This window comes from Rhizobacter sp. P3_B12 (assembly GCF_056402895.1).
On the sequence record NZ_JBFUGN010000084.1, the window covers coordinates 1 to 15,628 of the forward strand.

The 15,628-nt window shown below is 69.2% G+C and carries 14 protein-coding genes; 9 read left to right on the forward strand and 5 right to left on the reverse strand.

Translation table 11 applies throughout. The features are described from left to right. A partial coding sequence (gene mutL, locus AC1D01_RS07375; RefSeq protein ID WP_477865408.1) for a DNA mismatch repair endonuclease MutL occupies positions 1-1,068 on the reverse strand: 1,068 nt, incomplete at its 3' end. A gap of 34 nt (positions 1,069-1,102) precedes the next feature. Between mutL and AC1D01_RS07380 the strand changes: the two genes are divergently transcribed. The 3 genes from AC1D01_RS07380 (at position 1,103) to AC1D01_RS07390 (ending at position 4,098) form a co-directional block, all read left to right on the forward strand. Next, complete coding sequence (locus AC1D01_RS07380) at positions 1,103-2,734, forward strand: cation:proton antiporter (protein WP_477865409.1); 1,632 nt, start codon at positions 1,103-1,105, stop codon at positions 2,732-2,734. A gap of 69 nt (positions 2,735-2,803) precedes the next feature. Further along, positions 2,804-3,400 carry an ORF6N domain-containing protein gene (locus tag AC1D01_RS07385; RefSeq protein WP_477865410.1) on the forward strand — a complete coding sequence of 199 codons (597 nt, stop codon included), beginning with the start codon at positions 2,804-2,806 and terminating at the stop codon, positions 3,398-3,400. Positions 3,401-3,453: 53 nt separating this feature from the next. Next, positions 3,454-4,098 carry a DedA family protein gene (locus AC1D01_RS07390; protein WP_477865411.1) on the forward strand — a complete coding sequence of 215 codons (645 nt, stop codon included), beginning with the start codon at positions 3,454-3,456 and terminating at the stop codon, positions 4,096-4,098. A gap of 19 nt (positions 4,099-4,117) precedes the next feature. Here AC1D01_RS07390 and AC1D01_RS07395 read toward each other — a convergent pair whose 3' ends face one another. Continuing rightward, the gene (locus AC1D01_RS07395) at positions 4,118-5,485 is read right to left on the reverse strand and encodes an N-acetylmuramoyl-L-alanine amidase (protein ID WP_477865412.1); all 1,368 of its coding nucleotides are present in this window, start codon (positions 5,483-5,485) and stop codon (positions 4,118-4,120) included. After that, positions 5,482-5,982 (reverse strand): tRNA (adenosine(37)-N6)-threonylcarbamoyltransferase complex ATPase subunit type 1 TsaE, encoded by a 501-nt coding sequence (tsaE, locus tag AC1D01_RS07400; RefSeq protein ID WP_477865413.1) that lies wholly within the window; start codon positions 5,980-5,982, stop codon positions 5,482-5,484. Before tsaE ends, AC1D01_RS07395 begins: the two co-directional genes overlap by 4 nt. On the opposite strand from tsaE, the gene queG reads away from it, so the two are divergent. From queG to AC1D01_RS07420, 4 genes are all read left to right on the forward strand, one after another. Beyond that, positions 5,983-7,077, forward strand: a complete 1,095-nt coding sequence (gene queG, locus AC1D01_RS07405) for a tRNA epoxyqueuosine(34) reductase QueG (protein WP_477865414.1) — start codon at positions 5,983-5,985, stop codon at positions 7,075-7,077. Between the two features lie 64 nt (positions 7,078-7,141). Then, the gene (locus AC1D01_RS07410) at positions 7,142-8,173 is read left to right on the forward strand and encodes a 5'-methylthioadenosine/S-adenosylhomocysteine nucleosidase (protein WP_477865415.1); all 1,032 of its coding nucleotides are present in this window, start codon (positions 7,142-7,144) and stop codon (positions 8,171-8,173) included. Further along, positions 8,170-9,216 (forward strand): purine-nucleoside phosphorylase, encoded by a 1,047-nt coding sequence (locus AC1D01_RS07415; RefSeq protein ID WP_477865416.1) that lies wholly within the window; start codon positions 8,170-8,172, stop codon positions 9,214-9,216. The genes AC1D01_RS07410 and AC1D01_RS07415 overlap by 4 nt, the downstream gene beginning before the upstream one ends. A gap of 78 nt (positions 9,217-9,294) precedes the next feature. Then, a complete protein-coding gene (locus AC1D01_RS07420; protein ID WP_477865417.1) occupies positions 9,295-11,529 on the forward strand; it encodes a TonB-dependent receptor in 2,235 nt (744 codons plus the stop codon). A gap of 134 nt (positions 11,530-11,663) precedes the next feature. Here AC1D01_RS07420 and AC1D01_RS07425 read toward each other — a convergent pair whose 3' ends face one another. Further along, entirely contained in the window at positions 11,664-12,569 is a 906-nt protein-coding gene (locus AC1D01_RS07425) for an AEC family transporter (protein WP_477865418.1), read from the reverse strand. A 144-nt stretch (positions 12,570-12,713) separates the two neighbouring features. Here AC1D01_RS07425 and AC1D01_RS07430 point away from each other — a divergent pair, with 144 nt between their 5' ends. Both AC1D01_RS07430 and xerD read left to right on the forward strand, forming a co-directional pair. Then, positions 12,714-13,691 carry a tripartite tricarboxylate transporter substrate binding protein BugE gene (locus AC1D01_RS07430; RefSeq protein ID WP_465113374.1) on the forward strand — a complete coding sequence of 326 codons (978 nt, stop codon included), beginning with the start codon at positions 12,714-12,716 and terminating at the stop codon, positions 13,689-13,691. Beyond that, a complete protein-coding gene (xerD, locus tag AC1D01_RS07435) occupies positions 13,692-14,600 on the forward strand; it encodes a site-specific tyrosine recombinase XerD (RefSeq protein WP_477865419.1) in 909 nt (302 codons plus the stop codon). It begins immediately after the preceding gene. Positions 14,601-14,602: 2 nt separating this feature from the next. Here xerD and AC1D01_RS07440 read toward each other — a convergent pair. After that, positions 14,603-15,628 (reverse strand): NPCBM/NEW2 domain-containing protein (locus AC1D01_RS07440; protein ID WP_477865420.1); only part of this gene is annotated, 1,026 nt, incomplete at its 5' end.

The following is a 15,628-nucleotide window of genomic DNA, read 5'->3' on the forward strand; positions in this document are numbered from 1 at the left end:
GTGCTCCGACGCGAGCAGCACGCCCGCCACGCCGCCGGCCTCGTCGCCCGCCGCCGATGCGGCACGCGGCGCGGCCAGCGCGGCCTCCACCGCCCGCCGCACTGCCTGGTGCACCTCGCGCGAATCGCGGAAGCGCACCTCGATCTTGGTGGGGTGCACGTTCACGTCGACGCGGTCCGGCGCGATCTCGATGAACAGCACATACGCCGGCTGGCGCCCGCCGTGCAGCACGTCTTCGTAGGCGGAGCGCACGCCGTGGGCGATCAGCTTGTCGCGCACGTAGCGGCCGTTGACGTACACGTACTGCTGGTCGGCGCGGGCACGCGCCGCGGCCGGCGTGCCGGCGCGCCCGGTGATGCGCATCGGCCCCGCCTCCAGCATCACCTCGCAGCTCTGCTCGACGAACTCGTCGCCCATCACGTCGCGCACGCGCTGCGCCTGCGTCGCGCGGCGCCATTGCTGCGACAGCTTGCCTTCGTGCSAGACCGCGAAGCCGGCGTCGGGCCGGGCCAGCGCATGGCGGCGCACCGCATCGAGGCAGTGCGCGAACTCGGTGGCATCGGTCTTCAGGAACTTGCGGCGCGCCGGCGTGCTGAAGAACAGCTCGCGCACCTCGACGCTGGTGCCGATGCCGCGGGCCGCCGGCACCAGCTCGCCGGAGCGCGCATCGATGCGCTGCGCATGCGGCGCGCCCTCGGTGCGGCTCGCGATGGCGAGTTCAGCCACCGACGAGATGGCCGCCAGCGCCTCGCCGCGGAAGCCCATCGTGACGACGCCCTCCAGCTCGGCCAGCGACGCGATCTTGCTGGTGGCATGCCGGCGCAGCGCGAGCGGCAGCTCGTCGCTCGGGATGCCCTGCCCGTCGTCCTCGACCAGGATGCTGCGCACCCCGCCGGCCACCAGCTTCACGGTGATCTCGCGGCCGCCGGCGTCGAGCGCGTTGTCGACCAGCTCGCGCACCACCGAAGCCGGCCGCTCGACCACCTCGCCGGCGGCGATCTGGCTGATCAGCTCGTCGGGCAGCTCGCGGATCGGACGGCGTGGGGCGGGCTGCAAAAGGGCATTCATCCGGGAATTGTAGGAGGCTCGTGATAATGCCCCGATGCACGACCTGACCCTCCTTGTCACGCTGGCCGGCGGCCTCGCCTTTGCACTTGTCTTCGGGGCGCTGACGCGCCGCATCGGCCTGTCGACACTGGTCGGCTACATGCTCGCCGGCATCGTCGTGGGGCCRTTCACACCGGGTTTCGTGGCCGATGCGGGCCTCGCATCGCAGCTCGCCGAGATCGGCGTGATCCTGCTGATGTTCGGTGTCGGCATGCACTTCCACCCGCAGGAACTGCTGCGGGTGTGGAAGCTCGCGGTGCCGGGGGCGATCGGGCAGAGCCTGGTGGCCGGCGTGGCCGGCTGGGCGCTGGCGCGCTGCTTCGGCTGGTCGCATGCGGCCGGCGCGATCTTCGGCATGGCGCTGGCGGTGGCCAGCACGGTGGTGCTGATGCGCATGCTGGTCGAGCAGAACCGGCTCGCGAGCCGCGACGGCCATGTCGCGGTCGGCTGGCTGATCGTCGAGGACCTGTTCACCGTCGGCGCGCTGGTGGTGCTGCCGCTGCTTGCGCCGCCGGCCGAAGGCGCCGCCGGTGCGACGCAATCCTTGGGCATGGCGCTGCTGATGGCACTCGGCAAGGTCGTCGTCTTCGCGCTGCTGGTCGGCGTGGTCGGCACGCGCGTGGTCGGCCGGGTGCTCGAGAAGGTGGCGCGCACGCAATCGTCGGAGCTCTTCACGTTGACGGTGTTCGTCGTCGCGCTGGGCGTTGCGGTGCTGGCGGCCGAGGTGTTCCACGTGTCGGTCGCGCTGGGCGCGTTCTTCGCCGGGCTGGTGGTCGGGCAGTCGCGCTTCGGCCCGCAGGCGGCCGCCGACATGGCGCCGTTCCGCGACGTGTTCTCGGCGCTGTTCTTCGTCTCGGTGGGGATGCTGTTCAACCCGGGCTTCGTCATCCAGCAGCCGTGGATGGTGCTGGGCGTGCTCGCGATCGTGCTGGTGCTGAAGCCGCTGATCGCGGTGGCGATCGTCGGCGTGCTGCGCGAGCCCTCGCGCACCAGCGCGACGGTGGCGGTGGGTCTCGCGCAGATCGGCGAGTTCTCGTTCATCCTCGCGAGCCTGGGGCTGTCGATCGGCGTGCTGCCGCGCGAGGCGATGGATGCGCTGGTGGTCGGCGCGATCGTCTCGATCGCGGTGAACCCGCTGCTGTTCCGCTGGATCGGCAAGCGGGTCGCGGAGCCGGATCCGGCGCACGTCGAGCCCACCGCCGTGCCGGCCGCCGAGGCAGGGCACGCGACGCCCGCCGTGCTGCTGTGCGGCTACGGCGCGCTCGGCCGGCGCATCGCGGCGCGCTGCGTCGAGGGCGGCATCGCGATCACCGCGGTGCACCACGACCCGGACATCGAAGCGGTGCCCGGCATGACGCTGGTGTTCGGCGACCCGACCCGCGGCCAGGTGCTCGAGGCCGCCGGCATCGCCGATGCGCGGCTGCTGGTGGTCGCCGACCTGCTGCTCGGCGCCAAGATCCAGGTGTGCACGCAGGCCCGGCGGCTGAACCCGCGCATCGTGATCAGCGGCAGCGCGAACACCGATGCGGAGCGCGCCTGGCTGGAGGAGTTCGGCGCGCAGTTCGTCAGCGACGGGCGCGACGAGCAGAGCGCGCAGATGGCGCGGGCGATCAAGACGCTCCTGTAGCCTTCCATCGATCACGCCAGTACAAATGGCAGGGTGTCAGCGCTGGACAGCGCCCCGTAACGTGGCCGGATGCAACGTCATCCCCTCGAAAGCAAACCGCCCGCATCAGCCATAGCGAACCGCATCGTGGTGATCCGTCACGTGCGAGCCATGGTGGATGCCGATCTTGCCGCGCTATACGGTGTGTCAACCAAGCGACTGAATGAGCAGGTCAAACGCAACGCCAGCCGGTTCCCATCCGACTTCATGTTTCAGCTCACGGACGCTGAGAAGGCCGAGGGGGTGGCAAAATACCACCTCGGCCAACTCAAATTCTCTCGAACGCGGCCCCATGCGTTCACCGAACACGGTGCGATTCAGGCTGCGAACGTCCTGGCAACGCCTGAAGCCGTCGAGATGGGCATCTTCGTCGTACGCGCCTTCGTTCACATGAGAGAGCTGGCTGGCGTGCACGCCGAGTTCGCCAAGCGGCTCGCCGAGTTGGAAGAGCGAACCGAAGCGCTGGCTCTGACGCAAGACACATTCAGCCGCAACACCCGCAACCAGCTGAGGCAGGTTTTCGACGCCTTGCGGGAGCTCACGACTCCACCCGATCCGCCGAAGCGTCCGATTGGATTCGTGACCGGAGAGAATGCAAACGATGATTCATCGCCACGAAGAAAGTAGGCAACGACCCGCTCGTGATGCTCTGCCCCTTCGCACAGAGATAATCGCCGCCCATGGACATCGCCCACTTCATTCTCGATTTCATCCTGCACGTCGACGTGCACCTCGCGAACTTCGTCGCGGCCTACGGCACCTGGGTGTACGCGCTGCTGTTCCTGATCATCTTCGTCGAGACCGGCGTCGTCGTGATGCCCTTCCTGCCGGGCGACTCGCTGCTGTTCGTCGTCGGTGCGCTGTGCGGTGCGGGGCTGATGAGCCTGCCGCTGTCGATCGGGCTGCTGGTGGCGGCCGCGATCCTGGGCAACCAGAGCAACTACGCGATCGGCCGCTACTTCGGGCCACGCGTGTTCCAGTGGGAGAACTCGCGCTTCTTCAACAAGAAGGCCTTCGAGCAGGCTCATGCCTTCTACGAGAAATACGGCGGCATCACGATCGTCGCCGCGCGCTTCATGCCCTTCCTGCGCACCTTCGCGCCCTTCGTCGCCGGCGTCGCGCAGATGACGCGCCGCAAGTTCACGCTGTACGACGTGAGCGGCGCGGTGCTGTGGGTCGGCGGCGTCACGCTGGCCGGCTACCTGTTCGGCAACATCCCGTGGGTCAAGGAGCACCTCGACAAGATCATCTGGGGCGCGATCCTGCTGCCGGGCTTGCTGGTGCTGTTCGGCGCTTGGAAGGCGCGACGCACGCAAGTCGCCTGACCCCGGATTGGCATCCGGGCTACAGCTGGCGTTGTCTTGCCAGCGGCGGGTTCTTCGCGAAGTAGCGCCGGATCCCGGTGGTCAGCGCGTCGACCAGTTGCAGCTGGTACTGCGGGTCGCGCAGCTTCGCTTCTTCTTCAGGGTTCGAGATGAAGGCCGTCTCGACCAGGATCGACGGGATGTCGGGGGCCTTCAGCACCGCGAAGCCGGCCTGCTCGACGCTGCCCTTGTGCAGCTTGCCGACCTTGCCGATCTGGCCCAGCACCTCGCTGCCGAGCTTCATGCTGTCCTTGATCTGCGCGGTGGTGCTCATGTCGAGCATCGCGCGCAGCACCGCGGCGTCCTTGGCCTTGAAGTTGACGCCGCCCACCATGTCGGCCGCGTTCTCCTTGTCGGCCATCCAGCGCGCCGCCGAGCTGCTCGCACCGTGCTGCGACAGCGCGAACACCGAGGCGCCGCGCGCCTTCGGCGTCAGGAAGGCATCGGCATGGATCGACACGAACAGGTCGGCCTGCACGCGCCGCGCCTTGCGCACCCGGTCCTGCAGCGGCACGAAGAAATCGGCATCGCGGGTCATCATCGCCCGAAAGCCCGGCAGTGCGTTGATGCGGTCGCGCAGTTTCAGCGCCACCTGCAGCACCACGTCTTTCTCGTGCAATCCGCTCGGGCCGCTCGCGCCGGGGTCCTCGCCGCCATGCCCGGGGTCGAGCGCGACGATGATCAGCCGGTCGATGCGCCCCTGCGACATCGGCGGCACCGTCGCGGCACCCGAGGCCAGCGGCCCGCCATGCGGCTGCGAGGCCGCGGCCACCGGCGGCTGAGGTGGCGCCGGTGCCGGCAGCGGCCTGATGTTGACGTCCGGCGGCCGGCCGATCTTGCCGATGAACTCGCCGAGCGCGTCCTGCACCTCCTGGGCGGCGCGTTGCTCGGCCTGCTCCTTGTCCTTGATCAGCGACAGCAGCGGATCGCGCTCTTCGGTCGGATAGAGGTCGAACACCAGCCGATGCTGGTACGCCGCCACCGGCGCCAGCGTGAACAGCTGCGGCGCGGTCGCCTGCTTCAGGTCGATCACCAGGCGCACCACGCGCGGCTGGTTCTGGCCGACGCGCACGCCGCCGATGAACGGGTCGTCGGAACGCACCTTGCCCACCAGCTCACGCAGCGCCGGGCTGAGTTCCAGCCCGTCGATGTCGATCACCAGCCGGTTCGGGTTCTCCGCCAGGAAGTGCTTGACCGACAGCGCCGAGTCGGATTCGAGCGTCACGCGGGTGTAGTCGGTGGCCGGCCAGACCCGCACCGCGACGATGCTCGCGCCGAAGGCGAGTTCGTTGGCGCCGAGCAGCAGCACGAGGCTGCCCAGGCCTTGCAGCGCGCCGCGCCGCTTCATGACAGCAGCTCCACGCCGAGCGGCGTCTGCGCGACCRGGCGCACGCGCCGCGGCCCCCCGCCCGCTTCGCCCGCACCCAGGTGAACGTCAGCGTCATCGAACGCGATGTCGATCCGCAGATCGGCCACGGGAAGCAGCTCCTGCGCCTTCTCCGGCCACTCGGCGATCTTCAGCCCCGGCGCCCCGAACACGTCGCGAAAGCCCGCATCCTCGAACTCCTGCGGATCCTCGAAGCGGTAGAAATCGAAATGCGAGATGACCGGTGCGCCCGGCAACGGATACTGCTCCATCACCGCATAGGTCGGGCTCTTGATGCGCCCGGTGACGCCGAGTGCCTGCAGCAGGTGGCGCGTGAAGGTGGTCTTGCCGGCCCCCAGCGGGCCGTGCAGTTCGATGAAGGCCGTGCGCAGCGAGGGATGCGCCGCCAGCCGCTGCGCGGTGGCGGCGCAGGCGGCCTCGTCGGGCCAGGGCAGCGATCGGGTTTCTAGAATCGTCAAATGACCGAAGCTCAGCAGTTGGACGGGGATGGCCTGGTCGCGCAGTTGCGCGACTGGGGCCTCGCGCTCGGATTTTCACAGATCGGCGTCGCCGATGTGGATCTGTCCTCCGCCGAGGCAGGGCTTCTGGCGTGGCTGCGCGACGGTTTCCATGGCGAGATGGGCTACATGGCCGCGCACGGCCTGAAGCGCGCCCGTCCCGCCGAGCTGGTGCCGGGCACCGTGCGCGTGATCACCGCGCGCATGGACTATCTCCCCCAGGCGACACCCGACGACTGGCAGGCCGTCGAATGGGACCGCCTCGCGTCGCCCGCGCAGGCCGCGGTGTCGGTCTATGCCCGCGGCCGCGACTACCACAAGGTGCTGCGCCACCGGCTGCAGAAGCTCGCCGATCGCCTGCAGCAAGAGGTCGGCCCGCGCGGCCACCGCGTGTTCACCGACTCGGCGCCGGTGCTCGAGGTCGAGCTCGCGTCGCGCAGCGGCATCGGCTGGCGCGGCAAGCACACGCTGACGCTGCACCGCGAGGCCGGCTCGATGTTCTTCCTCGGCGAGATCTACGTCGACCTGCCGCTGCCGCTGTCGACCCCGGTCAGCGGGCACTGCGGCAGCTGCAGCGCCTGCATCGACATCTGCCCGACGCGCGCCATCGTCGCGCCCTACCGCGTCGATGCGCGGCGCTGCATCTCGTACCTGACGATCGAGCATGCCGGGCCGATCCCCGTCGAGCTGCGACCGGCGATCGGCAACCGCATCTACGGCTGCGACGACTGCCAGCTCGTGTGCCCGTGGAACAAGTACGCGCAGCGCAGCCCGCTGCCCGACTTCGACGTGCGCGACGCACTCGCCGCGCCGACGCTGCGCGGCCTGTGGGCCTGGACCGAGGCCGACTTCCTGCGCCACACCGAAGGCAGCGCGATCCGCCGCATCGGCCACCAGCGCTGGCGCCGCAACCTCGCGGTGGCGATCGGCAACGCCTTGCGCGATCCGGCCACGCCGGCCGCCGAGCGCGAGGCGCTGGCGGATGCGTTGCAAGCCGATCGCGAGGGGGCTGACGAACTGGTGCGGGAGCACATAGACTGGGCGCTCTCCGCGTGATCCGTGGCAGTTGAGCGGCACGAACATTGCTGAACCCGATGTTGTCCTTATCGAACTGCCACGAATGATCGCCCGCCTGCTGCTGCTTCTCGCCTTCTGCCTGTCCCTCCCCGCGCATGCCGCGCCGCGCTGCCTGAGCGACTGCACGCCGCGCATCGGCATCGTCTCGGCCTTCGGCGCCGAGGCCGACATCCTGGTCGCCAACACCCAGGGCCGGCGCAGCTTCACGGTCAACGGCAACCGCTTCACGACCGGCACGCTGCGCGGCAACCGGGTCGTCATCGTGCTGAGCGGCGTCAGCATGATCAACTCGACGATGGTCACGCAGCTGATGCTGGACCACTTCCACGTGCAGCGGCTCATCATGAGCGGCATCAGCGGCGGCGTGAACCCGGCCCACCATGTCGGCGACGTGATCGTGCCCGAGCGCTGGGCGATGCCGCTCGAGGTGTACTGGAACCACGACGGCACGCCGCCCGCGCCCTGCGGTTCGCCTGGCGACGTGAGCTGCCTCGGCCTGAAGCTCGCCGAGGTCAATGGCCAGCCGGTGCCGCCCTTCGTCGGCGCGGCGCCGGTCGGGGGCCTCTTCATGCGGCAGAACTTCGTGATGAGCCGCGAGCGCGCGCCGCAGGGCGAGTTCCGCTTCGACTACGAGGCCGATCCGGCGATGCTCGAGGTCGCCCGCGCGATCCGGCCCGAGCTGGCGCGCTGCGGCCCGAAGGCCTTCAAGCCGGGCGTGGCCGAGCCCGACCCGAAGCTGTGCGTCGCGACGCAGCCGCGCGTGGTGGTCGGCGGGCGTGGCGTCTCGGGCACGCTGTTCCTCGCCAACCCGGCCTACCGCAGCTACCTGTTCGAGCAGCTGCAGGCCGAGACCTTCGAGATGGAGACCGCCGCGCTCGCGCACGTGGCCCACGCGAACGGCGTGCCCTACATCGCGTTCCGCAGCCTCAGCGACCTGGCCGGCGCGGAGGAGTTCAACGCCGACGTCGGCGCGCTGTTCTCGAGCGGGCTGGCCGAGACCAACGAAGCGGCCGTCACGATGGCCTTCCTCGAGGCCTGGAAGGCCCGTGCCACTCCCCGGAGACAACCGAAATGAAGAAGACCCCGATCCTCGCGTCCGCCGTTGCCGTTTTGCTGGCCGCGGCCGCCTCGCTGGCCCAGGCGCAAGCCCCGGCACCCGCCCCACGCCCGCTGAAGGTGCTGATCATCGCGATGTTCGAGCCCGAGGCCGCGCCGTGGATCGCGCCGATGAAGCTGACCGAGGCCATCCCGGTGCCCGGCCTGCTGCCCGAGAGCCCGGCGCTGCGCTGCAACACCGACGACGTGTGCCTGCTGACGGCAGGCATGGGGCACGCCAATGTCGCCGCCTCCACGATGGCCGTCACGCTCGACCCCCGCTTCGACCTGCGGCAGACGTACTTCCTGATCGCCGGCATCGCGGGCATCGACCCGGCGCGCGGCACGCTCGGCACGGCCGCGTGGGCGCGCTACCTGGTCGATGTCGGCATCGCGCACGAACTCGATGCACGCGAGATGCCCAAGGGCTGGGCCTCGGGCTACTTCGGCATCATGACCAAGGGCCCCGGCGAGAAGCCGAAGTTCGACTACCACACCGAGCTCGCACAGCTCGACGAGGCGCTGCTGCAGAAGGCGCTGGCGCTCAGCAAGAATGCGAAGCTCGCCGACAGCGACGCCGCCAAGGCCTACCGCAAGCGCTACAAGCAGCCGGCGGCCCGCAAGCTGCCCACCGTGACCCAGTGCGACACGCTGGGCGGCGACACCTGGTGGCACGGCGACAAGCTGGGCGAGCACGCCCGCGCCTGGACCAGGCTGCTGACCGATGGCAAGGGCACCTACTGCACGACCCAGCAGGAAGACAACGCCACCTACAACGCGCTGGCCCGGGCGGCGGCCGCCGGCCGCGTCGATGTCAAGCGGCTGGCCGTGCTGCGCACCGCCTCGAACTTCGACCGCCCCCATTCGGGGCAGAGCGCCTATGCGTCGCTGATGGCCTCGACCGCCGGCACGCCGGGCGGCTTCGTGCCGGCCACGCAGAACCTGGTCGCGGCCGGCGGGCCGCTGGTGAACGACATCGTGGCGCACTGGGACCAGTGGCGCGTCGGCGTGCCCGCGCCGTGAGCGGCGCCCGCCGATGCACCTGAACGTGGCATGGCAGTTGCTGTTGCCCTCCATTCCCTCACCCACACGGATGTACCCATGCCCCAACAAGCGGCCCCGTTCGCGCTGACCCGCGCCTCCCTCTGCATCGGACTGGCCCTGGCCGCACTGGCGGCCCAGGCCCAGGCCCAGGCCCAGGAAATCAGCGTGCTGGCCCCGGTCACCGTGACCGCCGAGCGCCGCAGCGAGAACGCGAAGGACGTACCGATGTCGATCTCGACGCTGGGCGGCGAGAAGCTCGACGTGCTGAACTCGTCCGGCGAAGACATCCGCATGCTGTCGGGCCGCGTGCCGAGCCTGAACATCGAGTCGTCGTTCGGCCGCGCCTTCCCGCGCTTCTACATCCGCGGCTACGGCAACACCGATTTCCACCTGAACGCATCGCAGCCGGTCTCGCTGATCTATGACGACGTGGTGCAGGAGAACCCGATCCTGAAGGGCTTCCCGGCCTTCGACCTCGACCGCATCGAGGTGCTGGCCGGCCCGCAGGGCACCCTGTTCGGCCGCAACACGCCGGCCGGCGTGGTGAAGTTCGAATCGGTCAAGCCGCAGCTGAAGAAGAACGAGGGCTACGGCAGCATCAGCTACGGCACCTTCGGCACCACCAACCTCGAAGGCGCGTGGAACGCATCGGCGAGCCCCGATTTCGCGGCCCGCGTGTCGATCCAGTCGCAGCACCGCGACGACTGGGTCGACAACAACTACCGCCCGGCGCAGACCGACAAGCTCGAAGGCTACGACGACAACGCGATCCGCCTGCAGGCGCTGTACCAGCCGAACAGCAGCTTCAGCGCGCTCGGCAACGTGCACATGCGCGACCTGAAGGGCACGGCGCGGCTGTTCCGCGCCAACATCATCAAGCCGGGCACCAACGACCTGGTCGACGGCTTCGACGAGAAGTCGGTCACGATCGACGGCAAGAACGAGCAGACGCTGTCGAACTTCGGCACCAGCCTGCGGCTGCGCTGGGCCTTCGACACGGTGGCGCTGAACTCGATCACCGGCTTCGAGCACCTGTACACCTACAGCCGCGGCGACGTGGACGGCGGCTACGGCGCTCCGTACGCCCCGGGCGGCGCGAACGGCCCCGGCTTCATCCCGTTCTCGAGCGAGACCTCGGACGCGCTGAACGGCCACCGCCAGTACTCGCAGGAGTTCCGCCTCGAGTCGCTGGCCGGCGGCCCGCTGAAGTGGCAGACCGGCGTCTACCTGTTCCGCGAGCGCTACCTGATCGACAGCATCAGCTACGACACCATCTTCCACGGCCCGGACACCTCGGTGCAGACCACGCAGGTCAACAACGCCTGGGCGGTGTTCGGTTCGGCCAACTACCAGTTCACGCCGCAGCTGAACGTGCGGGGTGGCCTGCGCTATACGCACGACGAGAAGTACCTCGCGACGACCACCGCCAACACGACGATCGACCGCAGCGCCGGCACCACCGCCGACACCAAGGACTCGAAGGTCAACTGGGACCTGAGCGGCACCTACGCGCTGACGCCCGATGTGAACCTGTACGCGCGCGTCGCCACCGGCTTCCGCGCCTCGAGCCTGCAGAACGCATCGGCCTTCGGCCCGCAGTCGAAGGCCGGCCCGGAGACCAACACCTCGTACGAGGCCGGCGTGAAGGCCGACCTGTGGAACAAGCGGGCGCGCACGGCGTTCAGCGTCTTCCACTACGACGTGAAGGACCAGCAGCTGAGCGCGGTGGGGGGCACGCAGAACGTGACGACGCTGGTCAGCGCGAAGAAGGCGCAGGGCCAGGGCGTGGAGTTCAACTTCGACGCCTACCTGACCGACACGCTGCTGCTGGGCCTGAACGGCAGCTACAACATGACGAAGATCAAGGACGGCGATCTCGTCGTGGCCGGCTGTGCGCAGTGCACGGTGAACGACCCGGCGGGCCCGGTGGCTGGCACGTACCACATCGACGGCAACCCGCTGCCGCAGGCCCCGAAGTGGATCGGCAACGTGACGCTGCGCTACGGCATGCCGACGGCATCGGGCGGCGAATACTTCGTCTACACCGATTGGGCGTACCGCAGCAAGATCAATTTCTTCCTGTACGAGTCGACCGAGTTCACCGGCAAGTCGCTGCTGACGGGCGGGTTGCGGCTGGGCTACCAGTGGGCCAACGGGAAGTACGAGGCGGCTGTCTTCGCGCGCAACATCACGAACGAGATCCAGGTCGTGGGGGGCATCGACTTCAACAACCTGACCGGGTTCGTCAACGAGCCGCGGACCTTCGGGGCGCAGTTCAAGGCGACCTTCTAAAACACCCGTTCGCCCTGAGCAGGGACCGAGCTTGTCGAGGGCCTGTGTCGAAGGGTTGGTGACCCGGCACAAGGGCTTCGACAAGCTCAGCCCAACCCTTCGACAGGCTCAGGGCGAGCGGTGTTGTGTGCGCATCAGGCTGGCAGTGCCGCGAGCACCGCCAGCCATACCGGGATGCTCAGCATCCCGAGCAACGTCGACAGCGTGACGAGCCCCGCCACATAGGCTCCGTCGCCACCCATCCGCGCGGCGAGCACATAGGCGCTGGAGGCCGTCGGCATCGCGGCGAACAGGACGACGATGTCACGCTGCGCCAGCGGCAACGCCAGCACGGCCGTCAGCCCGATCGCCACCGCCGGCAGCACCGCATGCCGGATCGTCAGGAAGGCCGCAGCCAGCCCCGGCGCGGCCCGCAGCCCCGCCACCCGCAGCCCCGCCCCCACCGCCATCAGCCCGACCGGCAGCGCCGCCACACCAATGCGCTGCAGCGTCGTCGCGACCGCCTCCGGAAAGCGCAGCCCGATCAGGTTCGCGATCAGCCCCGCCACCGTGCTGACGATCAGCGGATTGCGAACGATCTCGCGCATGTATGAATGCCCGCCATGGCGCGCCAGCGGCCACACCGCCGCCACGTTGCACAGCGGCACGCCCAGCGCGATCAACAAGGCCATCCACGCGACACCTTGCTGCCCACCCAGCCGCTCGGCCAGCGCCAGCGCGATGAACGAGTTGAAGCGGAACGCCGTCTGCGCACCCGACGCATGCAGCCGCGCATCCACCCCCGGCCAGCGCCGCAAAGCGTAGGACAGCCCGATGCCCACCAGCAGCATGCCGATGCCGCTGGCTGCCAGGCTCAGCGTCTGCGCCGGTTGCAGCGGGCTGCGCACGATGGAGTTGAACAGCAGCACCGGGAACAGCACGTAGTAGACGAGCCGCTCGGCGGCCTCCCAGACGGGGCGGTCCAGCGCGGTGTAGCGGCAGATGCAGAAGCCGCAGACGATCAGCAGGAAATCGGGCAGCAGCAGGAGGGCATTCGACATGCGGTCCGAGTGTGCCAGCGACACCCCGCTCCCTCGTGCTTTCCCGCTTCGTAGTTTCCACAGGGCTGCTGCCGGGCGGCGGGAGCAGGATCGCTCACAATGCCCCTCGTTTCGTGCTTCGACTCATCCGCAACAGGAGACACCATGCAACGCAGAACACTGATCGCCGCCGCTGCCCTCGCGAGCGCGCTGCTCGCCGCCCACGGCGCTGCCCAGGCCCAGGCGTACCCGACCAAGCCGGTGCGGCTGGTCGTGCCCTTCGCGCCCGGCGGCACGACCGACATCATCGCCCGCGTGGTGGCCGAGAAGATCAACGGCCCGCTGGGCCAGACGATGATCGTCGAGAACAAGGCCGGCGGCGGCGGCTCGGTGGGCGCCAACGAGATCGCGAAGGCGGCGCCCGACGGCTACTCGCTCGGCGTGGCCACCGTGTCGACGACCGCGGCCAACCCGGCGATCAACGCGAAGATCCCGTACAACCCGATCACCGACTTCACGCCGATCATCAACGTGGCGGCCACGCCGAACGTGATCGCGGTGCACCCGAGCTTTCCGGCCCGCGACTTCGCCGGCTTCCTGGCCGAGCTGAAGAAGAACCCCGGCAAGTACTCGTTCAGCAGCTCGGGCACCGGCGGCATCGGCCACCTGCAGATGGAGCTGTTCAAGAGCCTCTCCAACACCTTCGTCACGCACATCCCGTACCGCGGCGCGGGCCCGGCGCTGAACGACACGATCGCCGGCCAGGTGCCGATGATCTTCGACAACCTGCCATCCGCCCTGCCCTTCATCAAGGACGGCCGGCTGATCCCGATCGTCGTCGCAGCGCCGACGCGCCTGGCCGTGCTGCCCAACGTGCCGACCTTCAAGGAGGTCGGCTTCGAAGGCGTCAACCGCATGGCGTTCTACGGCATCTACGGACCGAAGGGCCTGCCGAGGGACATCGTCGACAAGGTCAGCGCCGCGGTGAAGAAGACGCTCGAGGATCCGGCGGTGAAGAAGCGCATCGAGGAGACCGGCTCGCTGCTGGTGGCGAACACGCCGGAGCAGTTCGCGGCACAGATCGCGGCCGAGTACGAGGTCTACAAGAAGGTCGTCGCGCAGCAGAAACTCAAGCTGGACTGATTGGACGCCTCGCCTGAACTGACGGAAAGCCACGGCGCGATCGATCGCTTCATCGACGCGCTGTGGATCGAGGACGGCCTCGCGGCCAATTCGCTGGCCGCCTACCGGCGCGACCTGGCGCTGTATGCGCAGTGGCTCGCGAAGGAGCCGAAGAAGGCGCTGAACGCCAGCACCGAGACCGACCTGCGCGCCTACGCGGTGACGCAGGTCGCCGGCAAGGCCACCAGCGCGAACCGGCGCCTGGCGGTCTTCAGGCGCTACTTCCGCTGGGCGCTGCGCGAGCACCTGGTCGTCGTCGACCCGACGCTGAAGCTGCTCGCCGCGCGCCAGCCGCTGCGCGTGCCGAAGACGCTGAGCGAAGCCCAGGTCGAGACGCTGCTGAAGACACCCGACACCGACACCCCGCTCGGCCTGCGCGACCGCACGATGCTCGAGCTGATGTATGCGAGCGGGCTGCGCGTGAGCGAGCTCGTCACGCTGAAGGCCGTGCACCTCGGGCTGTCGGACGGCGCGCTGCGCGTCACCGGCAAGGGTTCGAAGGAGCGGATCGTGCCGTTCGGCGACGAGGCGCACGCCTGGCTGCGGCGCTACCTCGACGAGGCGCGCGCCGACATCCTGAAGGGCCAGGCGAGCGACGCGCTGTTCGTCACCGGCCGCGGCGGGCCGATGACGCGGCAGATGTTCTGGCAGCTCGTCAAGAAGTACGCGCTGCAGGCCGGCATCCATGCGCCGCTGTCGCCGCACACGCTGCGCCATGCCTTCGCGACCCACCTGCTGAACCACGGCGCCGACCTGAGGGCGGTGCAGATGCTGCTGGGGCATGCGGACATCTCCACCACCACCATCTACACGCACGTGGCGCGGGAGCGGTTGAAGGCGCTGCATGCCGCCCACCATCCCCGCGGCTGACGCTACTTCACGATCACCAGGTACATGCTGATACCCGCATTGTTCAACGGCCCCAGCGTCACCGTGCCGGGGTTGAATCGCTTCTTGAAGACGCTGAACGCGCGGGTCGTGCCGCCCTCCGAGGTCGTCAGGTCGGTTCCGGTGTCGACCCAGCTGCTGTCGACCCACGACGGCAATGCGCCGCGGTTGTCGAACGCCAGGTAGACATCCGCCGCCGCGCTCAGCGAGAAGCTCGCGAGCGGCGTGCCGGTGTACGACTTCGATGCATTCGCGGTGCGCACCCAGCGGCCGCCGGCCACCGCGGCCGGCAGGCTGGCCACGGTGAACGTGCGGTCGCCATAGACGGTGTTGCCGACCTGCAGGTTGGACTGCACCGACCAGGCCGCCGAGTTGGCGCCATCGGACACCACCAGGCTGCCGATCGTCGCGACCGGCGGCGTCGTGCCGCAGCCCGTCACGCGCGCGCCGCCCCAGTCCGCGTGGTCGTAGCCGTCGCCATCGCCGCCATCGGTGACCACCAGCCGCAGCGTGTTCTTGCCGGCCACGCTCACCAGCGCCTTCTTGCGGATCTCGCCCCCGCGCGTGACGCCGCTGTCGTAGGCCAGCACGCCATCCAGCCAGACCTGGAACACGACCGAGCCGTTGTTGCCGGCCTCGCCATCGATGCCCAGGTCGCTCAGGAAGCTGCCGCTGCAGCCGCCGTTCAGCGCGAAGCTGATGTCCGACGGCGCGTGCACCCCGAGCCCCTTCAGGTAGGGCACCGAGGCCAGCGTGATCGTCTTGCCGTCGGCCGCGCCCTGCTCGCCGTTGCTGCGGTCGACCTCGTACGGCCCCCAGCCGTTGACGGGCGTCCCCACCACCGGCAGCTGGCTGACAGGCGTGCGCGGAATGATGTCGCGCGTCGCGCTCGCGGTGGCGCCCGACGAATCGCGCACCGTCAGCGTGATGCGCAGCCACATGTTGGCCTCGGTCGCCTCGAAATCCGGCACCGTGAAGCTGCCGCCCGTCGCGCCGCTGACCGGCGTCAC

Coding starts and splice junctions, on each gene's coding strand:
- queG (WP_477865414.1), top strand. CDS start 5,983: ATGACCGAAGCTCAGCAGTTGGACGGGGATGGCCTGGTCGCGCAGTTG.
- AC1D01_RS07410 (WP_477865415.1), top strand. CDS start 7,142: ATGATCGCCCGCCTGCTGCTGCTTCTCGCCTTCTGCCTGTCCCTCCCC.
- AC1D01_RS07430 (WP_465113374.1), top strand. CDS start 12,714: ATGCAACGCAGAACACTGATCGCCGCCGCTGCCCTCGCGAGCGCGCTG.
- AC1D01_RS07420 (WP_477865417.1), top strand. CDS start 9,295: ATGCCCCAACAAGCGGCCCCGTTCGCGCTGACCCGCGCCTCCCTCTGC.
- AC1D01_RS07390 (WP_477865411.1), top strand. CDS start 3,454: ATGGACATCGCCCACTTCATTCTCGATTTCATCCTGCACGTCGACGTG.
- AC1D01_RS07415 (WP_477865416.1), top strand. CDS start 8,170: ATGAAGAAGACCCCGATCCTCGCGTCCGCCGTTGCCGTTTTGCTGGCC.
- AC1D01_RS07395 (WP_477865412.1), bottom strand. CDS start 5,485: ATGAAGCGGCGCGGCGCGCTGCAAGGCCTGGGCAGCCTCGTGCTGCTG.
- AC1D01_RS07385 (WP_477865410.1), top strand. CDS start 2,804: ATGCAACGTCATCCCCTCGAAAGCAAACCGCCCGCATCAGCCATAGCG.
- AC1D01_RS07425 (WP_477865418.1), bottom strand. CDS start 12,569: ATGTCGAATGCCCTCCTGCTGCTGCCCGATTTCCTGCTGATCGTCTGC.